This is a genomic window from Vibrio sp. V10_P2A27P122, assembly GCF_963874335.1.
GTDB lineage: Bacteria > Pseudomonadota > Gammaproteobacteria > Enterobacterales > Vibrionaceae > Vibrio > Vibrio anguillarum.
On record NZ_CAWNHY010000111.1, the window covers coordinates 37,910 to 61,741 of the forward strand.

The 23,832-nt window shown below is 45.3% G+C and carries 23 protein-coding genes; 3 read left to right on the forward strand and 20 right to left on the reverse strand.

What is annotated here, in order from left to right; genetic code table 11:
• Positions 1-7: 7 nt before the first annotated feature.
• The 9 genes from bamA to rpsB all read right to left on the reverse strand — a co-directional run bounded on the left by bamA (position 8) and on the right by rpsB (position 9,990).
• Complete coding sequence (bamA, locus tag AACQ17_RS05960; protein ID WP_017046601.1) at positions 8-2,440, reverse strand: outer membrane protein assembly factor BamA; 2,433 nt, start codon at positions 2,438-2,440, stop codon at positions 8-10.
• A gap of 48 nt (positions 2,441-2,488) precedes the next feature.
• Positions 2,489-3,847, reverse strand: coding sequence for a sigma E protease regulator RseP (gene rseP, locus AACQ17_RS05965; RefSeq protein WP_013856210.1), 1,359 nt, complete (start codon positions 3,845-3,847; stop codon positions 2,489-2,491).
• Complete coding sequence (ispC, locus tag AACQ17_RS05970; protein WP_094124761.1) at positions 3,844-5,052, reverse strand: 1-deoxy-D-xylulose-5-phosphate reductoisomerase; 1,209 nt, start codon at positions 5,050-5,052, stop codon at positions 3,844-3,846. Before ispC ends, rseP begins: the two co-directional genes overlap by 4 nt.
• Positions 5,053-5,100: 48 nt before the next feature.
• Positions 5,101-5,943, reverse strand: coding sequence for a phosphatidate cytidylyltransferase (locus AACQ17_RS05975; protein ID WP_017047317.1), 843 nt, complete (start codon positions 5,941-5,943; stop codon positions 5,101-5,103).
• 13 nt (positions 5,944-5,956) lie between these two features.
• Entirely contained in the window at positions 5,957-6,712 is a 756-nt protein-coding gene (locus AACQ17_RS05980) for an isoprenyl transferase (RefSeq protein ID WP_094147259.1), read from the reverse strand.
• 95 nt (positions 6,713-6,807) lie between these two features.
• The gene (frr, locus tag AACQ17_RS05985) at positions 6,808-7,365 is read right to left on the reverse strand and encodes a ribosome recycling factor (protein ID WP_010320122.1); all 558 of its coding nucleotides are present in this window, start codon (positions 7,363-7,365) and stop codon (positions 6,808-6,810) included.
• Positions 7,366-7,400: 35 nt separating this feature from the next.
• Positions 7,401-8,132, reverse strand: coding sequence for a UMP kinase (gene pyrH, locus AACQ17_RS05990; protein WP_010320123.1), 732 nt, complete (start codon positions 8,130-8,132; stop codon positions 7,401-7,403).
• 152 nt (positions 8,133-8,284) lie between these two features.
• Positions 8,285-9,130 carry a translation elongation factor Ts gene (gene tsf / locus AACQ17_RS05995; RefSeq protein ID WP_013856205.1) on the reverse strand — a complete coding sequence of 282 codons (846 nt, stop codon included), beginning with the start codon at positions 9,128-9,130 and terminating at the stop codon, positions 8,285-8,287.
• 128 nt (positions 9,131-9,258) lie between these two features.
• Positions 9,259-9,990 carry a 30S ribosomal protein S2 gene (rpsB, locus tag AACQ17_RS06000; protein WP_013856204.1) on the reverse strand — a complete coding sequence of 244 codons (732 nt, stop codon included), beginning with the start codon at positions 9,988-9,990 and terminating at the stop codon, positions 9,259-9,261.
• A 384-nt stretch (positions 9,991-10,374) separates the two neighbouring features.
• Here rpsB and map point away from each other — a divergent pair, with 384 nt between their 5' ends.
• The 3 genes from map (at position 10,375) to AACQ17_RS06015 (ending at position 14,471) form a co-directional block, all read left to right on the forward strand.
• The gene (gene map, locus AACQ17_RS06005) at positions 10,375-11,217 is read left to right on the forward strand and encodes a type I methionyl aminopeptidase (protein WP_094147260.1); all 843 of its coding nucleotides are present in this window, start codon (positions 10,375-10,377) and stop codon (positions 11,215-11,217) included.
• Between the two features lie 117 nt (positions 11,218-11,334).
• The gene (gene glnD / locus AACQ17_RS06010) at positions 11,335-13,959 is read left to right on the forward strand and encodes a bifunctional uridylyltransferase/uridylyl-removing protein GlnD (RefSeq protein WP_017046598.1); all 2,625 of its coding nucleotides are present in this window, start codon (positions 11,335-11,337) and stop codon (positions 13,957-13,959) included.
• A 128-nt stretch (positions 13,960-14,087) separates the two neighbouring features.
• On the forward strand, positions 14,088-14,471 hold the full coding sequence (locus tag AACQ17_RS06015) for a DUF3461 family protein (RefSeq protein ID WP_026027637.1): 384 nt from the start codon (positions 14,088-14,090) through the stop codon (positions 14,469-14,471).
• Positions 14,472-14,615: 144 nt separating this feature from the next.
• Here the strand turns inward: AACQ17_RS06015 and pgpA are convergent, their stop codons facing one another.
• From pgpA to crl, 11 genes are all read right to left on the reverse strand, one after another.
• Positions 14,616-15,119: a phosphatidylglycerophosphatase A gene (gene pgpA, locus AACQ17_RS06020; RefSeq protein WP_047689286.1), complete on the reverse strand. Its 504-nt coding sequence runs from the start codon at positions 15,117-15,119 to the stop codon at positions 14,616-14,618.
• On the reverse strand, positions 15,116-16,090 hold the full coding sequence (thiL, locus tag AACQ17_RS06025; protein WP_029189876.1) for a thiamine-phosphate kinase: 975 nt from the start codon (positions 16,088-16,090) through the stop codon (positions 15,116-15,118). The genes pgpA and thiL overlap by 4 nt, the downstream gene beginning before the upstream one ends.
• A 123-nt stretch (positions 16,091-16,213) precedes the next feature.
• Entirely contained in the window at positions 16,214-16,681 is a 468-nt protein-coding gene (gene nusB, locus AACQ17_RS06030; protein ID WP_013856197.1) for a transcription antitermination factor NusB, read from the reverse strand.
• Complete coding sequence (gene ribH, locus AACQ17_RS06035; RefSeq protein WP_026027639.1) at positions 16,681-17,151, reverse strand: 6,7-dimethyl-8-ribityllumazine synthase; 471 nt, start codon at positions 17,149-17,151, stop codon at positions 16,681-16,683. Before ribH ends, nusB begins: the two co-directional genes overlap by 1 nt.
• 208 nt (positions 17,152-17,359) lie before the next feature.
• Positions 17,360-18,469, reverse strand: coding sequence for a bifunctional 3,4-dihydroxy-2-butanone-4-phosphate synthase/GTP cyclohydrolase II (gene ribBA / locus AACQ17_RS06040; protein ID WP_013856195.1), 1,110 nt, complete (start codon positions 18,467-18,469; stop codon positions 17,360-17,362).
• An 88-nt stretch (positions 18,470-18,557) separates the two neighbouring features.
• A complete protein-coding gene (locus AACQ17_RS06045; RefSeq protein ID WP_010320134.1) occupies positions 18,558-19,214 on the reverse strand; it encodes a riboflavin synthase in 657 nt (218 codons plus the stop codon).
• A gap of 1 nt (position 19,215) precedes the next feature.
• The gene (gene ribD, locus AACQ17_RS06050) at positions 19,216-20,313 is read right to left on the reverse strand and encodes a bifunctional diaminohydroxyphosphoribosylaminopyrimidine deaminase/5-amino-6-(5-phosphoribosylamino)uracil reductase RibD (protein WP_017046594.1); all 1,098 of its coding nucleotides are present in this window, start codon (positions 20,311-20,313) and stop codon (positions 19,216-19,218) included.
• A gap of 6 nt (positions 20,314-20,319) precedes the next feature.
• Entirely contained in the window at positions 20,320-20,769 is a 450-nt protein-coding gene (nrdR, locus tag AACQ17_RS06055; RefSeq protein WP_010320136.1) for a transcriptional regulator NrdR, read from the reverse strand.
• Between the two features lie 131 nt (positions 20,770-20,900).
• A complete protein-coding gene (locus AACQ17_RS06060; RefSeq protein ID WP_094147261.1) occupies positions 20,901-22,151 on the reverse strand; it encodes a glutamate-5-semialdehyde dehydrogenase in 1,251 nt (416 codons plus the stop codon).
• A 13-nt stretch (positions 22,152-22,164) separates the two neighbouring features.
• A complete protein-coding gene (proB, locus tag AACQ17_RS06065; RefSeq protein ID WP_038148735.1) occupies positions 22,165-23,304 on the reverse strand; it encodes a glutamate 5-kinase in 1,140 nt (379 codons plus the stop codon).
• A 122-nt stretch (positions 23,305-23,426) separates the two neighbouring features.
• On the reverse strand, positions 23,427-23,816 hold the full coding sequence (gene crl / locus AACQ17_RS06070) for a sigma factor-binding protein Crl (protein WP_026027640.1): 390 nt from the start codon (positions 23,814-23,816) through the stop codon (positions 23,427-23,429).
• Positions 23,817-23,832: the final 16 nt, after the last annotated feature.

A 23,832-nucleotide genomic window follows, 5' to 3' on the forward strand; every position in this document is an offset into this window, starting at 1 on the left:
CCTCTAATTAGAATGTTCTGCCGATCGTGAAAGTGAAGAACTCTTCATTATCACCTTCATAAATTTTAATAGGTTTGGCAATTGAAAATACCAATGGCCCCATAGGTGACATCCACTGTAGTGCCGCACCATAAGAGGAACGGTAATTCATTGGATCTGAGTAATCGTAATAATACTGATCACCATAACCGAGTTTCCCATCTTTGTAATCGAACTCTGTATCCCAAACGCTGGCCATATCGAAGAAGATGCTGGTGCGAATTTGGCTACGAGTTTCATCAGAGGCAAATGGCGTCGGTACAATCAGCTCTACGCTGGCCAGCGCAACCGCGTTACCACCGACAGAGTCATCTGTTGCGCTATAGCAGCGGTTGTTGCCACCATTATTGCCATTACAGCCTGTCGCATCGTTATAAATCGCTTTCGGTCCAGCCGAGTTAGAGCCAAAACCACGTAACGTGGTAAAGCCACCTGCATAATAGTTTTCATAAAATGGGAACAAGTTATCGTTACCATCCGTTTTCCCGTAACCATTACCATACCCTAAGCGTCCTCTTAGCAAGAGTGAAAACTCATGTTTTTTGGTTAATGGGAAATACTGGCGGACATCGTACTGCGCTTTGAAATACTTTACGTCTGAGCCCGGCACTGTCATCTTGTAGAAAGCGCGTTGGTGATTCCCCGCCGTTGGGAAAATGGTTCGGTTTAAATTATTGCGCGTCCATGAGATGTTGACGTCAAAATCATTGGTGATCAAACTGCCATCATCGCTACGATTACTCGCTTGAGACTGTAAGAACTGACTAACTTGCACATACTCATCGATATTACCGATCTTGTTGTGCGTGTAACCGATACCGAGGTCAAAACGGTTTAATTCGTCAAATGGGAAACCCCACGTTAAACTTGTGCCGTAACTTTCATTGGTATAATCAACAATACCAGCTTCAGAAGCCTCAAACTGGTTATAGAAAATCTTACCACCCAAACTGACACCATCAAGGTTCCAATAGGGATCACGGTAATCTAAACTGATGTTCTTTTGATAGTCGTTCATCATGGCATTGATGCCAACTCGATTACCTGAACCAATGAAGTTGTCTTGTTGTAAACCAACCTGAAAACTCACGCCTGATTCTGTACCATAACCGACACCAAAGTTAACACTACCTGAGTTGGCCTCTTTCACGTTGTACACCAGATCGACTTGGTCTTCACTACCAGGTACACGTACGGTTTGCACATCCACTGTTTCAAAGAAGCCAAGACGGTTCAAACGGCTCTTACCCGTATCAATCGCTTTAGAGCTCAGCCAACTGCCTTCCATTTGACGCATTTCGCGGCGCAAAACTTCATCTTTGGTTGAGTTATTACCGACAAAGCGAATATCACGGACATAGATACGCTTACCCGCTTCCACATGGACAACCAAGGAAACTTCTTGCGTTTCATCATTAAATTCTGGGATGGTTCGAACTTGAGGATAAGCATAGCCAGCTTCACCCAATACTCGTTTTACATCTTCTTCAAGCTTGGTCACCAGTGAGCCGTTATAGGTTTCCTCGGCTTCAAACGGGATCAAAGCGGTAAATTCAGCCTCTTTGCCAATCAGCTCTCCGCGGAATTTAACGTCTTTGATTTTATAAGGCTGACCTTCGCTAATGCCTAAAGTGATATAAACGCCTTTTTTATCAGGAGAAATAGCAACTTGCGTGGAATCGACTTGAAACTTTAAGTAGCCACGGTCGAGGTAGAAAGAGCGCAAAGCTTCAATATCAGCGGCTAAGACCTGCTTTTGGTATTTATCATCAGAGAGGAAATTCCACCACGCCACATCGACATTCAAATTGAAGCGTGACAGTAAATCTTGGTCACTAAACACTTCATTGCCAATAAAGTTGATTTGCTGAATTTTCGCAGAAACCCCTTCACTGAACACAAATTTAAGGTCAGCACGGTTGCGAGGTAAAGGTGTTACCACCGCTTTTACGGTCGCGTTGTACTTACCCACGCTGTAGTAAAAATCTTCCAACCCCTTTTCAATGTTGCTCAAGGTCGTACGATCAAGCGCCTCACCGATGCGGATATTGGATGCATCAAGATTCTGCTGCAACTGCTCTTCTTTGATCGCTTTATTTCCAGAGAAGGAAACACTTGCAATGGTTGGACGTTCTTTCACCTGAACGATCAGAACGTTGTTGTCTCGTAATACTTTGATGTCTTCAAAGTTGCCCGAAGTGTAAAGTGCTTTGATAATATCCGCGACATCTTGTGCATCAACGGTATCGCCAATTCGAACGGGCATTTTAAGCAATGCGGCGCCGAGCGCAACGCGTTGAAGCCCTTCAATTTGAATATCCTGCACTACGAAATTCTCGGCACTATGTGCTGAGAGGCTGGTTGCCAATAGTGTCGCGAAAAGGATCTGTTTCATTGCCATATTTATTCTTGTTATTCCTTGCTACAACTTCTGCCTAATGGTTACAAATCACAGGCGACTAAAATCATTAAATATTGCCACAGCCATCAAAGAAAAGATGATCGCCCCACCAATTCGGTATCCCATTTCTTGAATCTTCTCTGGGACAGGACGACGAATAACGGCTTCAATTGCAAAAAACAGTAAGTGTCCGCCATCTAACATTGGCAGTGGTACTAGATTGATAATGCCTAAGTTGACACTAATCAGAGCCAGAAAACCCAAGAAATAGACCAAACCATAGTCAGCGGTAGTTCCTGCTCCTTTGGCAATCGAAATCGGCCCACTCAGATTATTCAACCCCACATCACCGACCACCAGTTTTTTCAACATGCTGACGGTTAAGTTGATCACTTGCTGTGTTTTTTCAACCGCTTTTCCGACTGATTCAAATACACCATATTGCAGCTCAAATCGATAACTTTCCGGCCATTCTGCGACTTTAGGAGCGATTCCCGCAAAACCTATCGTTTTGCCTTGCGGTAACTCACGAACGTCAGGCGTAAGCTCGATAGTCAAGCGTTGTTCATCACGCACAACAACCAATGAAACTGGCTGATTGGGATGGCTTTGTATCAACTCCACAACTTGCTGCCAATGGTTTATCTTCGCACCGTTGGCTTCGATCAAGGTGTCGCCAACTTCTAACCCGGCCTTCTCTCCGGCGCTGCCTTGAGAAACATTGGTTAGCGTCAGCGATATTTCAGGGACAAATGGTTTAAAACCCAACGCTCCCATAGCAGACTCTGTTTCTGGGTTAAAGTTCCAAGAACGGATATCTAATGTTTTGATTTCATCCACACCAATTTCATTATTGGTTCCGACGGTGAGCGTTAATTGTTCATCACCAATATGGCTAATCAGCCCCATATTGACCGATTCCCAATCTAAGGTATTCACTCCTGAGACTGCTTTGATCTGCATTCCTGACTCTAAACCCGCTTGAGCGGCGATCGATTGCGGGGCAATTTCGCCAATCACAGGTTTTACCGCTGGAACACCAATTAAGAACACGAGCCAATAGGCAAAAATGGCGAAGAAAAAGTTAAAAGCAGGCCCAGCACTCACGACCGCGACACGTTTCCACAATGGTTTTTGGTCAAAAGCTAAGGGTTTTAATTCAGCTGGAACATCATCAACACGGCTATCGAGCATTTTAACGTAGCCGCCGAGAGGAATAATTGAGAGGTTGTACTCGGTGCCATCTTTGGCTACTCGGCTCCAAAGTGATTTACCAAAGCCAATGGAAAATTTTTCGACTTTAATTCCGCAGCGACGTGCTACCCAAAAATGACCAAATTCATGCACAGCAACCAATATACCTAACGCAATGATGAAAGAGACGAAATTCCACAAAATACCACTCATAATAAATGCTCTTGTATGATTTGCTGGGCAATAGTGCGCGCCATTCTATCGAGCTCTAACAAGCTTTCCAAGTCATAGCAATGTAACCGAGTATGTGCTGCACACACTTTTGACAATACACGTTCATTAACTTGTGCGATATCGGTAAAACGAATTTGCTTATTTAAAAAAGCTTCAACGGCTATTTCGTTGGCTGCATTTAAAGAGGTGGTGGCATGTTGCCCTTGATAGCAAGCATCAATCGCCAATCCCAAACAAGGATAACGCTCGTAGTCCACATCCATAAAACTCAAATTACTTAATTTGGTAAAATCCAGTGCCGGAACACCCGCAGTAATGCGTTCTGGATAAGAGAGAGTTAAAGCAATTGGCGTGGACATATCGGGTTCCCCCATTTGCGCAAGCACCGAACCATCGCGGTACTGCACCATAGAGTGGATCACCGATTGTGGGTGGATTAACACTTTTAATTGCTGTTTCGATGCATTAAACAGCCACTTAGCTTCAATATATTCCAAACCTTTGTTCATCATGGTAGCGGAATCAACCGAAATTTTCGGCCCCATCGACCAGTTAGGATGAGCAATCGCTTGCTGTGGTGAAACATCAGCTAACGAGGATAAATCACTATAGCGAAAAGGGCCGCCAGAACCCGTGAGCAGAATATGTTGCACACCATGTTCTTGTAAATCACAGCGACCCAAAGAGCCTTGAATTTCAGGGGGTAAGCATTGAAAAATCGCGTTATGTTCACTATCGACAGGGAGCAATTCCGCACCGTGTTTTTCGACCGCATCAATAAACAATTGGCCAGACATCACCAAGGCTTCTTTGTTTGCCAGCAAAACACGCTTGCCTGCCTTTACCGCAGCCATGGTTGGTAACAAACCTGCCGCACCAACAATCGCCGCCATCACCGTATCCACCTCATCTAATGCGGCGACGTGGCACATGGCGTCTTCACCAAATAATACGGTTGTTTTTAAGTTCAGTGACTGCAATTGAGCTAAAAGCTCATCCGCCGCCTTTTGGTTTGCCATTACCGCATAAACTGGCTGCCAACGCTGGCATAGCTCACGCATTTTATTGACATTATTTCCCGCGGCTAAAGCCACAACGGAAAAGTGTTCGGGATTTTGAGCCACGACTTTTAATGTGCTTGCCCCAATTGAACCTGTGGCCCCGAGAATCGTTAACTTACGCATAGCAACAACCGTGAATTAAGATTGAGGTAAGACAGCTTAACCCAAGCATTAGAAAATGAAATACAGTAGAGCAAAAACAGGAAATGCAGCCGTCAGGCTATCGATACGATCCAAAACGCCGCCATGCCCAGGAATAATATTACTGCTGTCTTTAATTCCTGAAACGCGCTTAAACATACTTTCGACCAGATCACCGAGCACAGAGATAATCACAGTCGCTAATGTAATACCGACCATCGACAGCGTGTTTGTAAACCGGATATCAAACCAATCAGCAGTAAACCACGCCACAATCAATGCCGTAATAATGCCACCAATCAACCCTTCAATGGTTTTATTTGGACTGACTGCTGGTGCCATTTTGTGCTTACCAAAACTTTTGCCCGCAAAATAAGCGCCACTGTCTGCAGCCCAAACAATTAAGCAGACAAATAGCACCAACTTAGCACCGTGGTATGGCTCACTCAAAAAGGCTTCTGCGCGTAAAAAAAGGACGCTCCAGAAAAAAGGAAGTAGCGTAAGCACACCAAAAAGGTGCCTAAGTAGATTGGATTTTTCCCACCATGGACGGGATTTAGGATAGGTAATAGCTAAAAAGCTAGAAAACAGCCACCAAGCCACCCCAACACTTAATATCACATAGTGATTCGAGTTCATGTTGGCTAGGCTAACGGCATCAGGGGAAATCAGTAGGTAACTTGCTCCACCAATGATAATGGCGGGTAACAGCGCCAGGTACCTAGATGTCGAATCGATAAACTGCGTCCATTCCCATACACCGACGAGCGCCACAAGGGCCAAAACGGCCATAAATAGGGGGAGTGGCAGTTCAAAAATGCCCAGCATCACCAGTGGAGCTAATATGAGCGCCGTGATAATTCGTTGCTTCAAACTAATGGATCCTTTATTTCTGTTCCATCAATGCCTTAACCTGTTCCCCTGTGCAGCCAAAACGGCGTTCACGGTTAACAAACCAAGTCACTGCTTCAATTAAACTTTCTTCACCAAACTCAGGCCAGTAAATCGGCGTAAAGTACATCTCTGCATAGGCCAATTGCCACAACATAAAATTACTAATACGACATTCACCGCTGGTACGAATGAGCAAATCCACTTCAGGAATATCAGACATCGTTAGCGACTGTGTAATCAGCGTCTCGTCAATCTGATCAGGAGAAAGCTCACCGCTCGCCACTTTGAGCGCGATAGAGCGCATTGCTTCTGTGATATCCCATTTTCCGCCATAGTTTGCGGCGATATTAACGACCATGCCACTGTTTGATGAGGTTAACTCTTCTGCCTGAGCGATTTTTGTTTGTAAGCGTGAGCTAAAACGTGTTTTATCACCAATGACTCTAAGACGCAGATTGTTCTTATGCAGCTTTTTTACTTCTGTGGATAGCACAGTAATAAATAACTCCATCAACACGCCCACTTCAGCTTCCGGACGCCGCCAATTTTCACTGCTAAAGGCAAACAAAGTAACGGCTTTAATACCCAATTTCGCTGCAGTAGAAATCGTTCTTCGGACCGCTGCTACACCATTCTTATGGCCAAATACACGAGGTTTACCTTGTGCTTTAGCCCAACGGCCATTTCCGTCCATAATGATTGCGATGTGTTGGGGTAATACATCAGATGAGAGGGATGAGTTTTGCATAAGAAATTAATTGATTACCAAACTGATAGGGCAAAATAGCATAAAAAAACGCTGCACTGTGAGCACAGCGTTTTAGAAAGGCTAAAAAGAGCGAATTAAACTTCCATTAACTCTTTTTCTTTTGCAGCAAGAACTTCATCAATTCTCTTAATCGCTACATCGGTAAGTTTTTGAATCTCTTCTTGCGCTTTATGATCTTCGTCTTCAGAGATTTCTTTATCTTTCAGTAGAGCTTTTAAGTCGCCATTGGCATCACGACGAATGTTGCGAACCGCAACGCGACCACCTTCGGCTTCACCACGAACAATTTTCACCAAATTACGACGACGTTCTTCGGTCAGTGGTGGCAGTGGTACACGAATAACCGTACCTGCAGACATTGGGTTTAGACCCAAATCAGACATCAAAATCGCTTTTTCAACTTTTGGCGTCAACTCTTTATCAAAAACAGTGATCGCGAGAGTACGTGCATCTTCAGCTACAACGTTAGCGATTTGATTCAGCGGTGTCGAAGCACCATAGTAATCGACAGAAATGCCGGAGAGTAAACTTGGGTGAGCGCGACCAGTACGTACCTTAGAAAGGTTGTTTTTCAGGGCATCTACGCTCTTATCCATACGCTCTTGAGCGTCTTTCTTGATTTCGTTAATCACAAATATCACCTACTTGTTTTTTTGTTTTGGAGTGATTAGTCAGCGGTGCTAATTAGTGTACCTTCCGCTTCACCCATTACCACGCGACGTAGTGCGCCCGGTTTGTTCATATTAAATACGCGGATTGGCATTTTATGGTCACGCGCTAGCGTAAACGCGGCCAAGTCCATCACTTTTAGCTCTTTTTCAAGCACGGTTGTATAAGACAGCTTATCATACAGTTCTGCGTCTGGGTTTGCCACTGGGTCTGCACTAAATACGCCATCTACTTTTGTCGCTTTTAGAACCACATCCGCTTCAATTTCAATACCGCGCAAACAGGCAGCAGAATCAGTTGTGAAGAATGGGTTACCAGTACCCGCTGAGAAGATCACAACACGGCCTTGACGTAGTTGGCTGATAGCATCGGCCCAATTGTAATCGTCACACACACCTTTAAGAGGAATGGCAGACATCACGCGCGCATTCACATAAGCACGGTGCAAAGCATCACGCATTGCCAAACCATTCATTACGGTTGCCAGCATTCCCATGTGGTCGCCCACAACACGGTTCATGCCCGCCTCAGCAAGACCTGCGCCACGGAATAAGTTACCGCCGCCGATGACAACACCCACTTGAACACCCAGTTCAACCAGTTCTTTTACTTCCTGTGCCATGCGATCTAACACCGCAGGATCAATACCAAAACCTTCTTCGCCTTGTAGCGCTTCACCGCTAAGTTTTAACAGGATACGTTGATAGGCTGGTTTAGGGTTCGTAGTCATGGAGCTTACCTTCCAAATAGAGAGTTGTTAATTAACAGTCATGATTTAAAACTGAATACTGAATTCTAAATCATCACAATTAGTCTCAATATGCCATTCGTAAAAAGACCGCAGCCTTGGCTACGGTCTCTTTTTAGGCAAAATCGCTAGGATTAACCTTTTTGAACCATTGCAACTTCTTCAGCGAAGCTAAGTTCTTGAGCTTTCTCAATACCTTCACCAACTTCTAGACGTACGAAGTTAGTAACGGTTGCGCCTTTAGCTTTCAGCATTGCGCCAACAGTTTGAGAAGGATCCATGATGAACGCTTGACCAGTAAGTGATACCTCACCTGTGAACTTAGTCATGCGGCCTTCAACCATTTTCTCAGCAATTGCTGCTGGCTTGCCAGATTGCATTGCGATTTCGATTTGGATTTCACGCTCTTTAGCCACAACTTCTGCTGGTACATCTTCAGGGTTCACGTACTCAGGTTTTGCAGCAGCAACGTGCATTGCTACGTGTTTGATGGTCTCTTCATCCGCTTCACCAGCAACCACAACACCGATACGGTCGCCATGGCGGTATGAACCTACTTTAGCGCCTTCGATGTAATGAACGCGACGGATAGTGATGTTTTCACCAATTTTAGCAACAAGAGCAATACGCGCTTCTTCAAATTTAGCTTGAAGTGCTGCGATATCTAGACGCTCAGCAAGTGCAACCGCTAGAACTTCGTTAGCGAACGCTAGGAAGCTTGAGTCTTTTGCTACGAAGTCAGTTTGGCAGTTCACTTCTAGAAGTGCTGCAAAACCATCAGCTTCTTTAATTAGGATAGTACCTTCAGCTGCGATGTTACCTGCTTTTTTCGCTGCTTTAGCTGCGCCGCTTTTGCGCATGTTTTCAATTGCTAGTTCGATGTCAGCGTTTGCTTCTACAAGCGCTTTTTTACATTCCATCATACCTGCGCCAGTACGCTCGCGCAGTTCTTTTACTAGAGCAGCAGTTACAGTTGCCATTCTCTATTCCTCAGTTGATTCTGGTGGTAAAAATCAGGGGCCGATTGTTTGGCCCCTGATGCTAACTATAACTTGTTCAATGCATCAATCGTGTGACACATATAATCAAGTGTGACTCAGAGCCGCTATTATTCTGCTTCTACGAAACCGTCTTTTGCAGCAGCAAGTGCAGCTGCATCTTTGTTACGACCTTCGTTAACCGTTTCTGCAACAGCATTTAGGTAAAGCTGGATTGCACGGATTGCGTCGTCGTTACCAGGGATAATGTAGTCAACGCCATCTGGGTTAGAGTTAGTATCAACAACAGCGTAAACTGGGATACCTAGGTTGTTTGCTTCTTTAACTGCAATGTGCTCGTGATCTGCATCGATAACGAATAGTGCGTCAGGTAGACCGCCCATATCTTTGATACCACCAAGAGATTTCTCTAGCTTCTCCATTTCACGAGTACGCATTAGAGCTTCTTTCTTAGTTAGCTTATCAAAAGTGCCATCTGTTGCTTGAATTTCAAGCTCTTTTAGACGCTTGATTGACTGACGAACAGTTTTCCAGTTAGTTAGCATGCCGCCCAACCAGCGGTTGTTAACGTAGAATTGGTTGCTTGCGATAGCCGCTTCTTTAACAGCTTCAGATGCTGCGCGTTTAGTACCAACGAAAAGAACTTTACCTTTTTTCTCGCCAACTTTTTGTAGCTCAGCTAGAGCTTCGTTGAACATAGGAACAGTTTTTTCTAAGTTGATGATGTGAACACGGCTACGAGCACCAAAAATGAATGGCTTCATTTTTGGGTTCCAGTAACGAGTCTGGTGACCGAAGTGAACACCAGCTTTTAGCATGTCGCGCATTGATACAGTTGCCATTTAAAAATCCTCTATGGGGTTAGGCCTCCACATTCCCCATGTATCCGACCCCTAACATCTATTCGGTTGTTGCCGATAGTTTTATTGTTGGAGCACCCCGGAACACGTGTCGGAATGTGTGTGATTTAAAGATAATGTGTTTAGAAAGGAAGGTGGGCTTCGTCATTTCAGAAGAAAACGCACTTCGATTCCGGCGCGCTTTATACCATATTTAGCCTTTCTCTGGCTAGAAAAAAATACGACACATCATGGCTTAGGTAAGCTGTAGTTATGCAAACAATTCTTACTTACCGACAGGGATCCCTTGCGATTCATCCATGCACTGCTAGAATAACGCCCATTCGCACAGTTAAGTGCTTAAGAATTAATGCATAGAGAAAGCCGATGTCTGTAAAAATCAAAACTGCTGAAGAAATAGCCAAAATGCGCGTCGCGGGTAAACTGGCTGCCGATGTCCTTGAGATGATTGAACCGCATGTAAAAGTGGGCATCACCACTGAAGAACTTAACCAGATCTGCCACAAGTACATCACTGAAGTACAGCAAGCTATTCCAGCACCATTGAATTACCACGGTTTTCCTAAATCGATCTGTACCTCTATCAATCACATTGTTTGTCACGGTATTCCGGCAACTCAAGATACGCAGTATGGGCAATTACAGCGTCCAGCGGTACTGAAAGAGGGTGATATTCTGAACATTGATATCACGGTTATTAAAGATGGCTACCACGGTGATACCTCAAAGATGTTCTTTGTCGGTGAAGTGTCGCCAGCAGATAAGCGCCTATGTCTTGTTGCGCAAGAGTGTCTTTATATCGGCATGAAGAAGGTCAAACCCGGTGTTCAATTGGGTGAAATTGGTACTGCGATCGAAAAACACATTAAAACCAATAATAAAAATAACCCACGTCTTAAATTTTCGATTGTGAAAGATTATTGCGGCCACGGTATTGGCGCTCAATTTCATGAAGAACCACAAGTGGTTCACTATAAAAACGGCGACAGGACCGTACTGCGTGAAGGGATGATTTTCACTATCGAGCCAATGATTAATGCGGGTAAATTTGGTTGCCGCCTTGATGATGAAGACAATTGGACGGTTTACACTGCCGATGGCAAAAACTCAGCGCAGTGGGAACACACCATTTTGGTTACCGCCACTGGCTGTGAAGTGCTGACGCTGCGTGAAGAAGAAACCATTCCGCGTCTGATGCATAACGCCTAATTACATCGAACCAAAACCTTATCAATCAATATCCCTCTTGCAGGGATATTTTTTTATCTGCAGTGATTTGATACAGTCAGTCTACGTTGTGACATATCACCAGCATGGATTGCCGTTATGCCTTTTCAGTCTCCCCTCACCTTTACTGACACACAACTCACTATCGGCGAGCTTAAACAACAACTTGAACAGTTCACTCAGTATCAGAAACATCAATTTTTGCACCACCATCCGGTCAACGACCTGGTATTAGGCCGCTCTGAATATATGGACCAACTGCTCTACAGGTTATGGGAACATTATTCATTTTCGCAGGTTCCAGACATCAGTTTAGTGGCCGTCGGAGGCTATGGCCGCGGTGAACTTCATCCTCTTTCAGATATCGATATTCTGGTCGTCTCCAATCATACTTTACCCGCTGAACTCGGCAGTAAAATTAGCGAATTCATTACCTTGTTGTGGGATTTGCGTTTAGAAGTGGGCCATGCCGTGCGTACCGTGCAGCAGTGCGCTGAAATTGGCCGTGAAGATTTAACCGTCGCGACAAACTTACAAGAAGCTCGGCTATTATGTGGTAGCGAAGAGACATTTTATAAACTCAAGATGTTGATTCATTCCGAATCGTTTTGGCCAAGCGAAACCTTTTACCGCGCCAAAATTCAAGAGCAGCGCGACCGACACGCTCGTTACCATGACACCACTTATAACCTTGAACCCGATATCAAATCGACTCCTGGAGGCTTAAGAGACATTCATACTTTAAGCTGGGTGGCTAGACGCCACTTTGGTGCAACATCACTGCTTGAAATGAGTCGTTTTGGTTTTTTAACTGATGCTGAATATCGTGAGCTAGTAGAGTGCCAAGACTTTTTATGGCGTGTGCGCTTTGCGCTGCACATTGAATTAAAACGCTATGACAATCGGCTTATTTTTGCTCATCAAGCTCAAGTGGCAGAACATCTGGGCTTTACTGGTGAAGGAAATCGCGCAGTCGAGATGATGATGAAAGAGTTCTACCGTACTCTACGTCGTGTTGCGGAACTCAACAAAATGCTCTTGCGTCTGTTTGATCAAGCCATACTCAATAACGGCGAAGAAGCCGTGGCAGAAATTTTAGATGATGATTTTCAACGTCGTGGCAACTTAATAGAAGCTCGTAAACCAGCGCTTTTCCAAGCTCGCCCTGAAACGATCTTAGATATGTTTATTCATATCGCCAATGATTCCAGCATCGAAAGCGTTGCGCCCACAACCATGCGCCAGTTGCGTACAGCCAGAAGGCGGCTCAATAAATTCCTACACACCATTCCCGAAGCGCGTGAAAAATTCATGGCATTGGTACGTCACCCTAACGCACTACATCGTGCGTTCAGCCTGATGCATAAATTAGGCGTGCTCGCCGCTTATCTTCCCCAATGGAGCCAAATTGTTGGACAAATGCAGTTCGACCTATTCCATGTTTATACGGTCGATGAACACAGCATTCGTCTTCTCAAACACATCAATACCTTTAGCTACGCACAAAATCACGATAAACACCCCATCTGTTGTGAAGTCTACCCACGTCTCCAGAAAAAGGAGATGCTGATTCTGGCCGCTATTTTTCACGACATTGCCAAAGGGCGTGGCGGCGATCACTCTGAAATCGGTGCGGTAGAAGCCTATGATTTTTGTATTGAACACGGTTTATCAAAACCTGAAGCAAAATTAGTCTCTTGGCTGGTACAAAACCACCTCTTGATGTCGGTAACGGCGCAAAGACGCGACATTTACGACCCAGATGTCATTACCGAATTTGCAAAAAAAGTGCGCGATGAAGAGTATCTCGAACATCTTGTTTGCCTAACTGTCGCGGACATCTGCGCTACTAACCCTGAGCTTTGGAACAGTTGGAAACGCACCTTGCTGGCAGAGCTATATCACTCAACACAGCGGGCACTTAGGCGTGGGCTTGAAAACCCGGTAGATGTGCGCGATCGCATTCGCCACAACCAACAAATGGCATCAGCATTGCTTCGTAAAGAAGGCTACAGCGCACGTGAAATTGAAGTGCTTTGGCAGCGCTTTAAAGCCGATTACTTTTTGCGTCACACTCACAAGCAGATCGCTTGGCATTGTGAGCACCTACTCAAACATAGCGACCCAAGCCAACCGCTGATCCTGATGAGCAAAAAAGCCACTCGTGGCGGCACTGAATTGTTTGTTTATACTAAAGATCAACCCGCCCTCTTTGCAACTGTGGTTGCTGAACTGGACCGTCGAAATCTCAATGTTCATGATGCGCAGATCATGTCGAGTAAAGATGGCTACGTCCTTGATACCTTCATGGTACTGGATCAAAACGGCCATGCAATTGACGAAGAGTGTCACCCATCGTTGATCAAACACCTACTCAGTGGGCTAGAAACGGGTTGGCAGAACAAACTGAAATTGCGCCGCACACCACGTAACTTGCAACATTTTAAAGTCAAAACTAAAGTCGATTTTTTACCCACCAAAAGCAATAAACGAACCTTAATGGAATTAGTCGCACTTGATACTCCGGGACTGCTAGCAACGGTCGGAGCCACATTTGCTGACTTAAACATTAACCTGCATGGTGCAAAAATCACCACCATTGGCGAACGAGCAGAAGACTTGTTTATTCTCACCGGTTCACAAGGCGGAAAATTGAGTGAAGAAGAAGAGTGCACGTTACGTGAAATGCTGATTAAAAATGTTTCTGAACTCGCGCCAAATTAAACGGAAAAGGAAAGCGATCTGGTCCACAACTTGAACCATTGATATCACGATGAACTATCTCGGGCGAGCATGGACTGCTACATTGAAATGGTTCATTGATGTGTCACAAAATACAATAGAGGTTGCCTATGTATCCCTACCTCACCGGTTTAGGCATTCAAGATCCTAAACAGATTGAGCGCTATTCACTTCGTCAAGAAGCCCATAAAGATGTGTTGAAGATTTACTTTCATAAGCAGAAAGGCGAGCTGTTCGCTAAAAGCGTGAAATTTAAATACCCTCGACAAGTAAAAAATGTATTGGTCGATAGCGGCAGCCATCAATACAAAGAGGTGACGGAGATCAACCGTAATTTAACCTTGGTGATTGATGAACTAAATAAAATCACTAAGCCGGTTCCTATGAGTGATCTCGATCTGAAGCAAAAAATATTGACTGACTTGCGCCATTTGGAAAAAGTGGTCACGAGCAAAATCGCTGAAATTGAAGCTGACTTAGAGAAGCTAAAATAGTCTCAAGACAGTAAAGTAACTTTAGATACCCAGAGCATCGAATAACCCTGTTTCAGATAACTCTTCACTGACAAAAAAGGTTCCCAAAGGAACCTTTTTTGTTGCTAAGTCTAAGCCGTCAATCAATATTGAACGCTGACAATGTTATAACCAACCCGCCCAAAAGCCGACCCAATACAGCGCAATCGCGGATACAACACCTGCCACGATATCATCGAGCATAATCCCCAAACCACCATGCACTCGTTTATCTAACCAACTGATCGGCCACGGTTTGAGCATATCGAAAAAGCGAAACAGCACGAATCCAGCCACCAGCCATTTCCAATCTAAACTGGGCAATTCAAACAGTGGCACGACTAGCATTGTTATCCAAAAACCGGCAAATTCATCCCACACAATCGAACCGTGGTCATGCACTTTCATGTCGTCAGAAGTCACTTGGCAAATTTTCACGCCCACCAAGCAAGCCAGCACAACCACGGCACAATACACAGTGATAGGTAGCTGTACTAACAGCAAATAAAAAGGCACTGAGGCAAGCGTTCCCATTGTGCCGGGCACGATAGGCGATAGGCCACTGCCAAAACCCGTGGCCAAAAGATGCCAAGGGTTCTTTAATGAGATTAATGCGATAGGGTTTGTCATCCGTTCACCTTAAAATGATCATAGCCGCTTAACTGCCAATTGAGTTTTTTGCCTTGATGCTGGAGCTCGAAAATACCCTGCGGGCGAATTTGGCCAATGCAACTCACCTTACAACCACAATGAGCAAGCGCACTTTCGATGGAACCTCGGTTATGCTCTGGAACAGTGAAACACAACTCATACTCTTCACCGCTGGTTAGTGCATATTGCTGGGCTATTTTTCTCTCGCCCACAAACTGCAACAGCTCTTGCGAAATAGGCAACGCACCGACATCTAAACTCACCCCAACATTTGAACGATGCAAAATATGTTTGAGATCAGACACTAAACCATCGGAAATATCAATTGCAGAAGAAGCCAAATGAAGCAATGCTTGGCCAGCAAGAATTCTTGGCGTTGAGAGATAGTGACGCTTTTCAAGCTCTTGGGCAAAAGGTTTATGGCGTAAGCTTGGGTCAAGAATCACATCGAGCCCTGCTTGGCTATCACCAAGCTCGCCAGTGACGTAAACCCAATCTCCCACTTTGGCTCCACTGCGCAGCAGCGCCAATTCTTGTGGCACAAAACCTTGTACTGTCAAGGTAATGCTCAGTGGTCCTTTGGTTGTATCCCCACCAATTAGCTGAATATTGTAGTAATTCGCAAGTTCGAAAAAAGCATCACAAAAGGGTTTTAGCCATGCTTCATCGACACTAGGTAGAGTGAGTGCGAGCGATACCCAAGCAGGCGTTGCCCCCATCGCAGCCAGATCACTGATGTTAGATGACAATGCTTTATGAGCCACCCAAGCCGGATTCGCATCGGTTAAAAAATGAGTGCCTGCGACTAAGGTGTCGGTACTGATGGCGATCCGAACATTTTCTGGTGCTTTGACCAATGCACAATCATCTCCTAGAGCAAGAGAGACATCTTTACGTTGTGACTGACGGTTAGAGAAATAGGTATCGATTAAATTGAATTCACCGAACATAAAAAATTCCCTGCCCTGAGTTTTTATTATGTACATCATTTCTCATCGCTTAGGGCTTTCGCGGAGAAAGATCCGTCATAAAAAAGGTCAGCGAATGCTGACCTTTTATTTTAAAACGACTTATTATTTTTTGCGTACATGTGGGGCGGCTTTATCAAGCACGCCATTCACAAATTTATGGCTATCTTCAGCAGCAAATACCTTTGCTAACTCAATCGCCTCATTGATGACCACTTTATATGGCACATCATCGCGACGAGTCATTTCGTACATGGCTAAACGAAGTAACGCCAATTCCATCATGTCTAAGTCTTGCATTGGACGAGACACGAAAGGACGCAATTTGCTATCTAGCTCTGTGTGGCTTAGCACTACACCCGTGAGTAGATCACGGAAATATGCAACGTCGGTTTCTGGAGCCGCTAACGCTGGCTCAGCAGCATGATGCTCTTCTTCATCATACTTACCACCCGAGAGGAATTGCTCTTCGATAGTGGCAACATTTTCTTTTGTAATTTGCCAAGAATAAATTGCTTGTAGCGCAAATTGACGTGCATTACGACGTGCGGCTGGTTTCACACTGGCCCCCATTAGGAATCGATTTCTGAAAGAACGTTAATCATCTCAAGCGCGCTTAGTGCAGCTTCTGCACCTTTGTTACCAGCCTTGGTTCCCGCGCGTTCAATGGCTTGATCGATGGTATCAACAGTTAGAACACCAAATGCCACTGGAAGGCTGTATTCCAGAGACACTTGCGCCAAACCTTTATTGCATTCACTGCACACATAATCAAAGTGTGGCGTACCGCCACGAATCACAGTGCCAAGAGACACGATAGCGTCGTATTTACCCGTTTTTGCTACGCGTTGAGCAGTAAGAGGTAATTCGACAGCACCAGGGCAGCGAACAACAGTAATATTGTCATCGCTAACTTGTCCGTGACGCTTTAAAGTATCGATTGCACCAGAAAGCAGGCTTTCGTTAATAAAACTGTTGAAACGAGAAATAACGATAGCAATTTTTGCATTTGGTGCGGGGAAACCACCCTCGATCACTTTCATAAGCCTTCCTTTAACTATATACACAAGTGAGAATCGCCGGATTCTAGCACAATTTTGTGAGCAATATCTAATGGAAATTCGGCTTAGACGGCAAACCAAGCGGCTAATCAGCGAAATAATAAAGGAAGCGTTGGGCTTCCTTTATTGGTTTTATTACGGTGTATTTTTAAATGTGACCTTAGGTTCTAAGCGCTAAAACGAGATGACGTTATTGGCAAACATACTCAGTCACATTCAAGCCGAAACCGCCTAAAGCGTGATACTTTTTATTGGCTGAAGAGAGTAAACGCATATCACGAACACCTAAATCCGCCAGAATTTGTGAACCAATCCCCACACGGCGTGAAGTACCTTGTTTTTTCGCTAAAGTAGGCGCTTGGCCTTTGTCTTGTTGCTCAAACATTTTAACGCGATGGATCAATAAGTCGCTCGACTCTTCATTACCTAAAATGACCAATACGCCGCCCTCTTGGCCGATACGCTGCATCGCTTTATCTAAAGTCCAACTGCGTTCAGCATTGCGATCACTGCGCAGCAAATCGGTAAAGGTATCGTGCAGATGAACTCGCACCAATGGCGCTTGACCATCCAATGTGCCTTTTTGCAATGCGTAGTGGATCTGATTATCAATCACGTCGCGGTAAGTGATCAGTTCAAATTCACCGTATTCTGTCGGCAACTTGCACTGTGCAACACGCTCAATGGTCGTCTCTGTATTGTTACGGTATTCAATCAGATCAGCAATCGTACCGAGTTTTAAACCATGTTGCTCGGCAAACACTTCAAGATCAGGGCGACGCGCCATGGTGCCATCATCATTTAAAATTTCGACGATCACAGACGCGGGCTCTAATCCCGCAAGGCGCGCTAAATCACAACCGGCTTCCGTATGCCCAGCGCGAGTTAAAACGCCCCCCTCTTGTGCAGCCAGTGGGAAAATGTGACCAGGTTGCACTAAGTCTGAAGCTTTCGCCTCTTTCGCCACCGCAGCTTGTACCGTCACGGCGCGATCGGCCGCTGAAATGCCGGTAGTTACGCCTTCGGCCGCTTCAATCGAGACGGTAAAATTGGTGGTGTATTGAGCATTATTATCCTGCACCATAGGAGCCAAGCCTAAACGCTGACAACGAGCTTTAGTCATGGTTAAGCAGATCAGGCCACGACCAAATTTAGCCATAAAATTAATCGCTTCAGGAGTAACGTGCTCGGCGGCCATGATCAAGTCACCTTCGTTCTCACGATCTTCGTCATCCATTAAAATGACCATTTTCCCAAGACGAATATCTTCAATGATCTCTTGCGGGGTACTTATTGGCATACTCTATTTTCCTATCGCTGAACTATTTTCCGCACAGTCCCTGACTTAGATTTATCCACGACCGTGGTGGCATGGGACAATGCGCGGTTTACGCAAAACCATTTTGTTGTAAAAATGCTAAGCTAATTTTCGACTCTGGTGTCTCTTCATCTTGCTGGTTTTGCAGCAAACGCTCCATATAACGCGCGAGTACATCCACTTCCAAATTCACTTTACGCCCGACATGAAATGCATCAATGGTCGTTTCGGCAGAAGTGTGAGGCACTATGGTCAGCTTAAAGGCATTCTTTCTTAAATCATTCACAGTGAGGCTGATACCATCTACTGTAATTGAGCCTTTTTCAGCCACGTATTTATTCAATGCCGGTGGGATCGCTACCCAAAACTCTATCGAACGACCAACGGGATTACGTTCAATGATTTCACCAACACCGTCAACGTGCCCAGAAACAATGTGTCCACCAAAACGAGTGGTGGGCAACATGGCTTTTTCTAGGTTGACCTTGTCACCAACTTGATAGTGAGCAAACCCGGTTTTGTTGAGCGTTTCTAGTGAGAGATCCGCTGTATATTGAGTGCTGTTATAATCTACCACGGTCAAACAGACACCATTTGTGGCAATACTATCACCAAGTTTGACATCGCTCATATCAAGATGACCGACTTTCACGGTCACACTGATGTCTTCACCTTTGGGTGTAATCGCGGCAAGTGTACCTACCGCCTCGATAATTCCTGTAAACATGCTATTTATCTTTTATTTTAGGTACGGCAATGATCCGAATATCCGGCCCAACTTGTCGTACATCTTTGATGATTAACTCTAGCGTATCCGCCATGGAAGATAGCCCCAAAGCACCAAATAGCCCCCGACCATCACTACCCATGATTTTAGGCGCTAAGTACAAAATGATCTCATCGACCAATTGGGCTTGGATCAGTGAACGAGCCAGTGTGGCACCAGCTTCTACCCAGAGATGATTCATTTGTGACTGCTCAGCTAAATAAGCTAAGGTATCCGCTAACTCAAATTGTGTCTGGTTGCTATTGAGCAATGACGTATGTTCAGTGCCAAGCACCAATACTTCACCGGAATGTTGATACAGCTTTAGACCATCATGGAGTTGGTTTTGCCTGTCAAGAATGACTCGCACTGGTTGGCGTAACTGATGTTGTGGGTAGTTCACTTGCACTGATGGAGGCAGTTCATCCCAACGCACAGTCAATGAAGCATCATCTTCAATCACTGTTTTGCTGGTCGATAAAATCCCACCCGCTTTGGCGCGAAATTTTTGCACATCTCGCCGCGCGGCCGCTGAAGTGATCCATTGACTCTGACCATTATTGAGTGCCGTTTGTCCATCAAGACTTGCGGCCATTTTCAATTGGACAAAGGGCATCCCACTTGTCATGCGTTTAATAAAACCCGGATTGAGCGCGATGGCATCCGCTTCTAACAAACCGACTTCGACTTCAATCCCAGCGTCACGCAACATTTGAATACCACGCCCAGCGACTTGAGGATTCGGATCTTGCATTGCGCAAATCACTTTCGCCACTTTGGCGTTAATCAAGCCTTCAGCGCAAGGCGGTGTACGGCCATGATGCGAGCAAGGCTCTAAAGTGACATAAGCGGTAGCGCCTTGCGCTTGCTCGTTTGCCATGCGCAAGGCGTGTACTTCGGCATGCGGCTCACCAGCACGCGCATGAAAACCTTCACCAACAATCTGCTCTCCTTGAGTGATCACGCAGCCGACATTGGGGTTAGGTTGAGTGGTAAAAACGCCACCTTTGGCAAGCTCAATGGCTCGCGACATCATTTGATAATCAAAAGGAGTAAACATAAGCGATTAATCTTCCAGCTTCGCGATTTCTTCACCAAACTCACGAATATCTTCAAAACTGCGATACACGGAGGCAAAGCGGATGTAAGCGACTTTATCGAGTACTTTGAGCTGCTCCATCACCAAGTTACCAATCATTTTACTTGGGACTTCTCGCTCACCAGTAGCTCGCAACTGAGATTTAATCATACTGATTGCAAGCTCAATCGCATCGGCGCTGACGGGGCGTTTTTCTAATGCTCGCTGTATACCACCGACCATTTTATCTTCGTTAAACGGTTCACGATTTCCATTTGATTTGATGACTCTTGGCATCAAGAGCTCGGCCGATTCAAACGTGGTAAAACGTTCATTACATGCCAAACATTGACGGCGACGGCGCACTTGATGGCCATCTGCGACAAGACGAGAATCAATCACTTTGGTGTCGTTCTCTGAACAAAAAGGACAATGCATATCACCTCCATAGCAATGAGCATCAGTGTACCGGAATTAGTACGCAAGTTGAACGCAAAAGGGGCATCAGCCCCTTTTCAATCTCTATTTTGTTAACAACCACACTTTGCGTTATCCATAACGAAAAGAACTTAACGACGTGATAAGTAATTGGCTTTGCCAACCCACTTGTAACTGGTCAACTCTTCTAAGCCCATCGGCCCGCGAGCGTGCAATTTTTGGGTCGAAACGGCCACTTCAGCGCCTAAACCAAATTGAGCCCCATCGGTAAAACGCGTCGAAGCATTGACATACACTGCAGCAGAGCCCGCGGAATTAATAAACAGCTCTGCATTAAATAGGTCATTTGTCATGATAGCATCCGAATGGCTTGCATTGTGTTCACGCATATGTTCAATCGCTTGCTGCACGTCATCGACCACTTTGACGCCCAAAGTGTAACTTAGCCATTCGGTGTCAAAATCGCCTTCAACGGCCTCTCTCAACTGTTTCGCATGGCTCATGCAGGCTTGGGCTTTTGGCTCTACAACGAAGGTCACTTGATCATTAAGTCGTAGCACCAGTTTTGCCAAAAATTCACTCGAAATCGCTTGATGAACCAGCAAAGTATCCAGTGCGTTGCACGCTGAAGGGCGCTGAATTTTTGCGTTTTCAATCACCTCGACTGATTTATCTAGATCCGCAGACTGATCAACAAAAATATGGCTAATGCCAAAACCACCAATAATCACCGGAATGGTGCTGTTTTCTTTGCACATTTTATGTAGGCTAGCGCCGCCGCGCGGAATGATCATATCAACATATTCATCAAGCTTGAGCAGCTGTGAAACCAGTTCGCGATCCGGTTTCTCAATATACTGCACCGCAGCGGCTGGAAGTTGCGCTTTTTCTAGCGCCGATTGAATAACGTTGACTAGCGCCATATTGGAGAAAAAGGTCTCTTTCCCTCCCCGTAAAATACTGGCGTTACCCGTTTTTAAACACAATGCAGCAATATCAATGGTTACATTCGGACGCGCTTCATAAATAACGCCCACCACACCTAACGGTACTCGGCGGCGAGACAATGACAATCCGTTTTCAAGCACTCGGCTATCGATTTCACTACCGACAGGGTCATTGAGATTAATCACATTACGCACGTCATTAGCAATGGCTTGCAGGCGTGATTCATTGAGCAATAGGCGATCAAGCATGGCATCGTTCAACCCGGCTTGGCGGGCCAGTTCGATATCTTGAGCATTCGCTTTTAAAATCGCGACGCTCTGCGCCTCCAGTTCATCGGCAATGATCGCTAATGCATTGTTTTTTTGTGTCGTTGAAACGGTAGCGAGCTGGAAAGCGGCCTGTTTGGCGGCTTTACCCATTATGGTTAAATCCACTTTCTTTTCCTTACTATTCTTGGATCACAACAAGATCATCGCGATGAATGACTTCTGAGCCATAATCGTAACCTAAAATGCCTCCGATATCTTTGCTGTGTTTGCCCGCGATTTTGGCTAAGTCTTGGCTGGAATAAGCGGCGATGCCACGGGCAATTAATACGCCTTGTTTATCGGTTACTCGCGCCACTTCACCACGTGCAAAAGTACCACTGACATTCACTACCCCTTTCGCTAATAAGCTACTGCCATTCGCGACTACAGCGTTGACGGCTCCGCCATCAATGACAATGTCACCAGAAGCGGCAGGACCCGCTAAAATCCAGCGTTTGCGGTTTTCTAACGCTTCGGTACATGGCAAGAAACGGGTGCCTTGCGGCGCATCACTTAAAGAATCAAAAATAACGTTGCTGGCACGCCCTGCGGCGATAATGACTTCAATCCCTGCACGACGAGCAATATCAGCGGCCTGAAGCTTAGTTGCCATACCTCCGGTGCCAAGCGTAGTACCACTACCCCCAGCGATTTTACGCAAGGTATCATCAATGGTTTTGACTTCTTTAATCAGTTCAGCGTTAGGATCTTTACGCGGGTCTGCGGTGAATAGCCCTTTTTGGTCAGTCAGCAGCAATAGTTTATCGGCACCACATAAGATACCGACCAAGGCTGACAAATTGTCGTTGTCACCCACTTTGATTTCACTGGTTGCCACTGCATCATTTTCGTTGACCACAGGAATAATATCGTGCTCGACCAAAGCATTAATGGTATCTCGCGCATTCAAAAAACGCTCACGATCTTCTAGATCGGCACGAGTCAGTAGCATTTGACCTATTTTAATCCCATAGATGGCAAAAAGAGATTCCCATGCTTGAATCAGTTGACTCTGCCCAACCGCAGCAAGCAACTGTTTGCTAGCCATTGCGTTGGGGAGTGCGGGGTAACCTAAGTGTTCTCGACCAGCGGCAATTGCGCCCGACGATACAATCACCACTGAGTGGCCTTGCTTTTTCAGTTCAGCACATTGACGGACAAGCTCAACCATATGAGCTCTATCTAACGCCAAAGTACCACCGGTTAATACACTGGTTCCTAGCTTCACAACGATTGTTTGAAGTTGCACCGCTTTTCCGCTTTGTTGATTCGTTGTCATGATTTCTTCTGAAATGGAAAACACATAAGAGCTGATGTTTTAGCAATCAAAGCAATAATTCACAAGTAGAAAAGGTGCTAAAAAGCACCTTTTTCATCACGAGGGTAAGGGGATAACGAAAATCAGACGAATTCAGCGGAATCTTGTGCAATCTCAACACTCAATTCAAAGCGCTCATAGAGACTCGCTACTAATTTGGCATGAAACTCTTCTTGGGTACGTTTGACTTCAGAAAATACGGATTTAGGAATTGCGTCGGCATCCCACGCACCAGCCAAGTTGTAACGTCCTGTATGATACTTAGCCTCAAACCCTGATTCTTTCTTAGTAAGTTCCAGCCACCAGCCCCAAAACTCTCGTTTCTCTGGGGATTTTTTGTCATTAACGCAAGACGCAAGGCAATCAAATAAGTAGTGATCCTCACGACATTGGCCTTCTCGTAAATAAGGTCCAATAGCTTTTAAAGCAGACAATAAGCGATAATGAGTCGGGGTGTGGGTCATTTCTGACATATTGACTCTCCATTTC